Raw genomic sequence first — 6,995 nt, forward strand, 5'->3', positions numbered from 1 at the left:
ACTTTCTGCAACTGGGGGAGCGCCTGCGACGCTTTCCGCCGGGGCTTATCCTGCTGCCGCTGCTTCTGGCGGCCCTGGGAGGCATCGTCCTCTATTCCGCGGTGGGGGGAGTGGTCCATACGGGCTTTCTGGTGCGGCAGGGGGCACGGTTTCTGTTGTCGTTCCTGGTTTTTCTGGGGTTGGGCCTGGCCGAGGAAAAACTCTTTCGGCGCTGGGCCTGGATCCTCTTCGGCGTCAGTTTCATCCTGGTGGTGCTGGTGCCGGTATTCGGCATTCTGGGCATGGGGGCCCGACGTTGGCTCGATCTGGGTTTCATGCGGCTGCAGCCCTCGGAACTGATGAAAATCACTCTGATTCTCGGTTTGGCCCGCTATTTTCACGATCGGGCCATTTCCAAAGGGCTGGGGTTTCAGGACACCTGGGTGCCCATGCTGATGATCCTGTTGCCCATGCTGCTCATCGCCCGCCAGCCCGATCTGGGCACGGCGGTGCTGCTTGGCGCCTTGGGAGGCACCATTCTGTTCGTGGCGGGGTTGCCCTGGAAGGCGGTGCTTTTCGGCCTGGCGGGGATCGCCGCCTCGGTGCCCCTGGCCTGGAACTGGTTGCACGACTACCAGAAACAGCGCATCATGACCCTTTTTTTCCCGGAAAAAGACCCGCTGGGTTCAGGCTATCATATCATCCAATCCAAAATCGCCGTGGGTTCCGGGGGAGTGCTGGGCAAAGGATTCATGGCGGGCAGCCAGAGTTATCTGGAATTTCTTCCGGAACGTCATACCGACTTCATCTTCTCGGTACTGGCGGAGGAGTGGGGCTTTGCCGGTTCCGTGACCCTGCTGGGTTTGTACAGTCTGCTGGTGGTGCAGGGGCTGGTGATCGCCGCAGGGGCCAAGGACCGTTTCGGCATGCTGGTGGCCGCCGGGGTGACGGCCCTCTTTTCGGTGCAGGTGATCATCAATATCGGCATGGTCACCGGAATGCTGCCGGTGGTGGGCATTCCCCTGCCGCTGATCAGCTATGGGGGCTCCTCGCTGGTGACGGTCATGATGGGACTGGGTATGTTGGCCCATGTCGCGGTGAACTCCCGCAAGCGGGGCAGTATGTAACCCCGTCTCGTTGAGGGGAAGGGTATGGTTAGGACGGGGGAAAACTCTTTGGAGAAGGGCGGTCCAAGGTGAAATTGAGCGAAGTGGCAAGCCGGCTGGGTCTGCCCTGGAAGGGGGAGGATTGCGAGATCCGGGGGGTTTCTCCCCTGGAAAATTGTGCGGCGGGGGATCTGACCTTCGCTCTGGACCGCAAACGCATGCTGGGGCCGTGTGACGCCTCGGCCATGGTGGTGCCGAAGGATCTCCTGGAGGCGGCGCCTTTGCCGGCCCTGGGCAGCGAGACGCCGGCCCTGGATGCGGCCCGAGTCGGTCAGTTCCTCGGCATGCGGGAATTGACGGTGACGGGCATTCACCCACGGGCGACGGTGGATCCCTCCGCCCGATTGGCGGAAGGGGTTGCGGTCGGAGCCAACGCGGTGATCGGGGCGCGGGTGGTGATCGGCGAGGGGAGCGTCATCCATGCCGGAGCCGTGATCCACGATGACTGCCTGGTCGGCGCACGCTGCGTGATCCACAGCAACGTGGTCATCGGCGGGGAAGGCTTCGGCTACGAATTCGCCGGCGGAGTGCATCACAAGATTCCCCATTTCGGCATCGTGCGGCTGGAAGACGATGTGGAGATCGGTTCCGGCACCACCATCGACCGGGCGCGTTTCGGGGAAACGGTCATCGGACAGGGCAGCAAACTGGACAATTTGATCCAAATCGGTCACAACTTCCGTCTCGGGCGACATGTCGTCATCGTGGCCCAGGCGGGTCTGGCGGGGTCGGTGCGGGTGGAGGACTACGCCGTGATCGGCGGACAGGTCGGCGTGGTGCCCCATGCGGTCATCGGGAGGGGGGCGCGCATCGCCTCCACCTCGGGAGTTGCGGGGGATGTGCCGGCGGGCGCTACCTGGAGCGGCTGGTGGGGCAAGGAACACCGGGTCAATCTGGCGGAGTTGGCGGCCTTGCGCAAGTTGCCCGAGGTGATGAAACGTCTCCGCCACTTGTTGCAAGAGGGTTGAAACAATGGATGTCGATTTGGAAGTGCGGCAGCGGTACGGGCAGGGGGCTCGGGAACGGGTCGAGGAACTGTGCTGTCCCGTGAGCTACGATGCCTCGCTGTTGCAAAAGCTGCCCGCCGAAATCGTTGAGCGGGATTACGGTTGCGGCGATCCCTCCCGCTATGTGCGTTCGGGGGAGACGGTGCTGGATCTGGGCTCCGGCGGTGGTAAAATCTGCTATATGGCGGCCCAGCTCGTGGGCAGCGGGGGGCGTGTCATCGGCGTCGATCTCAACGACGAGATGCTGGCTCTGGCCCGCCGTTATCAGGCGCAAATGGCCGGGGTGTTGGGCGAGGATCGGGTCTCCTTCCGCAAGGGGCGCATCGAGGATCTGGCTCTCGACCTGGAGGAGGTGAGCCGCTATCTGGCGCAGCATCCGGTTTCGGGTCTGCAGGAGATGGAGGCCTATGGCCGCTGGGAAACCGAGCAACGCCGGACCTCCCCCCTGATAGCCGACAACAGCGTCGATCTGGTGATCTCCAACTGTGTGTTGAACCTGGTGGAAGACGCCAGCAAAGCCCGCCTGGTGGGGGAGATTTTCCGGGTGCTCAAGCCCGGTGGACGGGCGGCCATTTCGGATATCGTCGCCGACCGGGAGATTCCGCTGCGCCTGAAGGAGAATGCCGAACTGTGGACCGGCTGTCTGTCGGGGGCCTTCGAGGAGGCGGCCTTTCTGCAGGCCTTCCGCGATGCGGGCTTCATCGCGGTGATGATGGACAAGTGGGATCCCAATCCCTGGCGGGTGGTGGAGGGCATCACCTTCCGGTCGGCCACGCTGCTGGCCTGGAAACCCCAGGAGGAGCGGGTGGTGTTGCGGGATCACGGGGTGATCTACCGGGGGCCCATGGCCCTGGTGGAGGATGAACGGGGGGGGCGTTTTCCGGCGGGGAAGCGGGTTGCGGTCTCCCGGGATCAGTATCTGCGTTTGACCTCCGGTCCCTATACCGACCATTTTATCGGGATTCCTCCGGATGGGGAGGTGGCGGTTTCCGCGCCGGTGTCCGGTGGTGGCTGCTGCTAGAGGGTCGTTGCATCTCTTCGGGCGGGCCCCGCTGGCGGGGCGCGTCAAGACGCGGCTGATCCCCCTGTTGGGTCCGGAGGGAGCGGCGGCGGCCCAGGGGGTGATGGTCAAAAGGGCCTGCGCTCTGGCGCAGGGGTGGTGCCGAAGCCGGGGGGTGGACTTTTACCTGTGGTGCGACCCATCCCATACCGAGCCCTTTTTCGCCACGCTGCTTCCCGAGGCGCAACGCCGCAGCCAACCGCCCCTGGATCTTGGGGCACGCATGCTGGCGGCGGTTCGGGAGGGACTGGAGCGGGGGGCGTGGGCCATGCTTCTGGGCACCGACGCGGTTTCGGTGGACCAAGGGCTTCTGGACCGGGCCGCGTCGGCGTTACGGGAGAACGAGGCGGTGTTGGCTCCGGCGGAGGATGGGGGGTATGTGCTGCTGGGCTTGCGCCGGGTGGTTCCGGAGTTGTTCGAGCAGATGCCCTGGGGCACGGACCGGGTGGCGGCGCTGACCCGGCAGCAGCTGGAAGGACAGGGATTGCCATGGCTGGAGCTGCCGCGTCAGTGGGATGTGGATACCCCGGAGGATTGGCTGCGCTTTTGTCGGACCTGGCCCGAAGCGGTTGCCGGAATGGGGAACCATGACTCTCGCCGCTGAGGCGGGCCTGTTCACCTCCGCCTTTCTGGCGGCGACGCTGCTGCCGGTTTCGTCGGAGGTGGTGCTGACGGGGCTGGCTTTGGGAAGCGAAATTCCCTGGGGACGCTTGTGGTGGTTGGCCACCCTGGGTAATGTAGGAGGCTCGGTGGTCAACTGGCTGCTGGGACGCTGGGCGGTGACCACTCTGCCCCGCTGGCGACCGGGAATGCGGCAGGCCTGGTTGCGGGGCCAGGCCCGGTTGCAGCGACTGGGTACCTGGAGTCTTCTGTTGGCCTGGGTTCCCGTTATCGGCGATCCGCTGACCGTGGCCGCAGGAATGGCCAAAGTGGCTTTCTGGAAATTTGTCCTGTTGGTGAGTTTAGGCAAGGGTGGGCGTTACGCCCTGCTGCTGGGTGGATTGTCCGGCTGGAATCAACTGGTGGGGAGGTGGTGAGGATGGCCTCGCGCAAGCTCACCTTGACCCTGGCGCAGGGTTTGGTGGAGCGTCTGGACCGGTTGCTGGAACGCGCCGGCGAGGACAGCCGCCTGGCCCCTCGGGGACGTCTGACCCGTGCGGAGTTGATTCGGCTGTTGTTGGTTCAGGGGTGCGACCGCCTGGAGATGGATTCCACCTCTCTGGCCCCGTTTCCCCCGGTGGGAGGGCCGTTGTGGCTGGAAACCCTGGGTCGACCCGTTGGCCTTCTGGGTGGGCCGGAACCGGTGGGCCGTTTCGATCCGGATCTGCGCACGCTGTTGGAAGACGAGACGGACAGGGATTTTGAACCTTTCTGATCGAGAGGAGAAATGCGGATGAGTCTCCGCACCTTGCGGGTACCGCAGAAGATGCAGCCGATATTTGACCAGATCGTTGCCATTACGGATACCTTTTGCCTTGCTCACCTTGACGGCGAATACCGCTCGTTGTGTCACCTGCTGTTGGCCTCCATGTGCCGTCTGAAGCCGTGTCCATTGGAATCGGGTCGGGTTCTGACCTGGGCGGGCGGGGTTCTCTATGCCCTGGGGCAGGTGAACGACCTGTTCAACCCGACCTCACAGCCGTCGATGACGGCCACTGAGTTGTGCCAGAATCTGGGCTTGAGTCAGGGGACCGCCTCCGGCAAGGCGCGGGAGATTCGCGAGCTTTTGGGCATGAACAAGGGCGATCCGGCCTGGACCCTGCCCCGGCTGCGCACCGACATGTCCGGTCCGCTGCCGCAATTGCCGCCGCGTCGGGTCGGCAAGCCGACCCCGGCCCAACTTTCCAAGGAGTATCACAACCTGGCACGGAGCATTGCCTACCAGTGGTCCCTCGGAGAGGAGTCCGCTCAACCGCCCCCGCCGTTGCATCTGGTCGAACAGAATCCAAACCTGTTGTTCGAGTCCCTGGCGGCTTTGATCAGTCTGGGGCGGAACCAGACGGAGGAGGACAACCCCCTGTTCCAGGCCCATGTGATGCTCATGAGCCACATGTTGCGCGAAGTGCGTTTTCGTCTGGAAGGCCATTTCGAGTGGGCCCGGGAGCTGGTCCAGGCCTTTCAGGAGCAGTTGATCGTGGCCGGTCGGGAGGGGCATCTCGACTCCATGGGTTTGAATCTGGTTCTGAACCTGATGCACGAGGCTCATCTTGAGCCGGATTCGCGCGTGTTGCAGGCTTTTGAGGAGGCCTGCCGGGTTGATTGTGACGTTGAGGGGGCGGGGCACTCTCCAAAGGAGTTGGTGGAGTCGGTGGAAGGAGTGCATCGCGCCCAGGGGCGGGATCCTTTCCTGACCCATGAGCTGCTCATGGACATGCTGCGTTCGCTGCCGTCCGAGGCGCTGCAGGAGGTGATGGACCGGCTGATGTCCGAAGGCAGCTCCGGGATTCGGGAGACCATGGTCCTCTTCTGCCTGGAGGAGAATCCCCAGATTCGTCAGTCGGCGTGCGAGGTGTTGCTCAAATACGCGCAACGCATTCCCTCGGTGGCGTTGCGGCGCCTGATCGTGCTGCGCAACTGGCTTCCGGCGCCGGAGAGGGGGCGCATCGACGAGATCACCCGTTCCGCCCGGCTGCAGGGGGTGACGTGCGCCCAATGGGATGGCGGGGAAGAGCTGGATGCTTTGTATGCCTCCTCGGTGGACGGATCCGGCACCCAGGGGTTGGTGGTGGTGACCCGGATAGGGACGCGGGTGCGTTTGAGCAACCTGCTGGTCAAGCAGAACCGGGGTCTGATCGAAGCCTGGGCCACGGCTCCGATGGCGCGGCGGGATCTGGAATACCAGGTGGAGGTCATGCGGACCCAAATGCCGGTGGAGCGGGTGGACGGCTCGCTGCTGGATACCCTGGTCATGCACTTTTTACAGGTGGGGCATGACAACGGTCGCACGCCGCCGGTGGCCTTGCTGCGCATCGCGGAGGTGGTTCGGGCCACGACGTGGTTCGGTCAGCGGGCCGATCTGCCGGAGTTGGTGGAGGAGGTGATCGTTCAGGGCCAAAAGGGCAAGCTGGAGCTGGACAGCCCGGAGGACATTCTGCAAAGCAGCCACGAATGGTGCCAGGAATCGGACGCGACCCACTCCTGGTATGTGGACAATCAGGAGATGGCCCGCCTGCTCCGGGGCAAGCAGCGTCAGGCCAGGGTGCGGCTGGTCCGGCAGGTGGTCGAGGAGGTGCTGGAGAGGGATCGCGACTTCTGGACCGAACTGGTCTCCTGGACTGCGGTCTGGCTGGGGCGACAGCTGCTGCCCGGCGGCCGCATGGGCCACCCGCTGGGATATCGCTTCGCGGTGGTGGCACGGGAGATGCTGACCGGCAGAGCCTTGCACGAGATTCCCCTGATGCTGCGCGTGGCGGAAGTCTCGGTCGAGGAGGGGTGAGGATCGGCTGACAACTTGATCACGGGTTGTTCCTGATCTACGCTGATTTTGGGTAAGCGGTTTTTCCTTTGAACGCGGTTTCGGGTTCAACGCCATGGTTTGTCCCTATGCGCCCTTGAACGGACTTTTTCAAAAGCTGTTTGACGATGACGATGCGCCCCGTCGCACCGTTGCGGAGAACTTCTGTTACGATGAGCGGGTTCCTGAAGAGGGTAGGCTCCTCTATCAGAATAAGATGTGTAATTTGCCTTCCAACCCTTCTCTGGAAGATTGGAAGGGTGAACATCGAAACAGTAAATATCCCCCGGCAGAGCCGGGGGCTTTATTTTGTGAGCCGCTCAAAGCGG

General features: G+C 63.6%; 7 protein-coding genes. All 7 read left to right on the top strand.

Features of this window, described 5'->3' with window-relative positions; genetic code table 11:
- Positions 1 to 1,106, top strand: a 1,106-nt coding sequence (gene rodA / locus HQL56_17045; GenBank protein MBF0311225.1) for a rod shape-determining protein RodA, incomplete at its 5' end; no start/stop codon positions are given.
- Between the two features lie 68 nt (positions 1,107 to 1,174).
- On the top strand, positions 1,175 to 2,113 hold the full coding sequence (locus tag HQL56_17050) for a UDP-3-O-(3-hydroxymyristoyl)glucosamine N-acyltransferase (GenBank protein MBF0311226.1): 939 nt from the start codon (positions 1,175 to 1,177) through the stop codon (positions 2,111 to 2,113).
- Between the two features lie 4 nt (positions 2,114 to 2,117).
- The gene (locus tag HQL56_17055) at positions 2,118 to 3,173 is read left to right on the top strand and encodes a methyltransferase domain-containing protein (GenBank protein ID MBF0311227.1); all 1,056 of its coding nucleotides are present in this window, start codon (positions 2,118 to 2,120) and stop codon (positions 3,171 to 3,173) included.
- A complete protein-coding gene (locus HQL56_17060) occupies positions 3,160 to 3,816 on the top strand; it encodes a TIGR04282 family arsenosugar biosynthesis glycosyltransferase (protein MBF0311228.1) in 657 nt (218 codons plus the stop codon). The genes HQL56_17055 and HQL56_17060 overlap by 14 nt, the downstream gene beginning before the upstream one ends.
- Positions 3,800 to 4,249 carry a DedA family protein gene (locus HQL56_17065; GenBank protein MBF0311229.1) on the top strand — a complete coding sequence of 150 codons (450 nt, stop codon included), beginning with the start codon at positions 3,800 to 3,802 and terminating at the stop codon, positions 4,247 to 4,249. Before HQL56_17060 ends, HQL56_17065 begins: the two co-directional genes overlap by 17 nt.
- 2 nt (positions 4,250 to 4,251) lie before the next feature.
- Positions 4,252 to 4,587: a hypothetical protein gene (locus tag HQL56_17070; protein MBF0311230.1), complete on the top strand. Its 336-nt coding sequence runs from the start codon at positions 4,252 to 4,254 to the stop codon at positions 4,585 to 4,587.
- 18 nt (positions 4,588 to 4,605) lie between these two features.
- Positions 4,606 to 6,648, top strand: coding sequence for a hypothetical protein (locus HQL56_17075; protein ID MBF0311231.1), 2,043 nt, complete (start codon positions 4,606 to 4,608; stop codon positions 6,646 to 6,648).
- Positions 6,649 to 6,995: the final 347 nt, after the last annotated feature.

The sequence above is a fragment of the Magnetococcales bacterium genome (assembly GCA_015231925.1).
In the GTDB taxonomy this organism is placed as follows: Bacteria; Pseudomonadota; Magnetococcia; order Magnetococcales; family JADGAQ01; genus JADGAQ01.

Bases quoted from the DNA above. Each gene is read 5' to 3' on its own strand.
- HQL56_17055 (MBF0311227.1), top strand. From the start codon at position 2,118: ATGGATGTCGATTTGGAAGTGCGGCAGCGGTACGGGCAGGGGGCTCGG.
- HQL56_17075 (MBF0311231.1), top strand. From the start codon at position 4,606: ATGAGTCTCCGCACCTTGCGGGTACCGCAGAAGATGCAGCCGATATTT.
- HQL56_17065 (MBF0311229.1), top strand. From the start codon at position 3,800: ATGACTCTCGCCGCTGAGGCGGGCCTGTTCACCTCCGCCTTTCTGGCG.
- HQL56_17070 (MBF0311230.1), top strand. From the start codon at position 4,252: ATGGCCTCGCGCAAGCTCACCTTGACCCTGGCGCAGGGTTTGGTGGAG.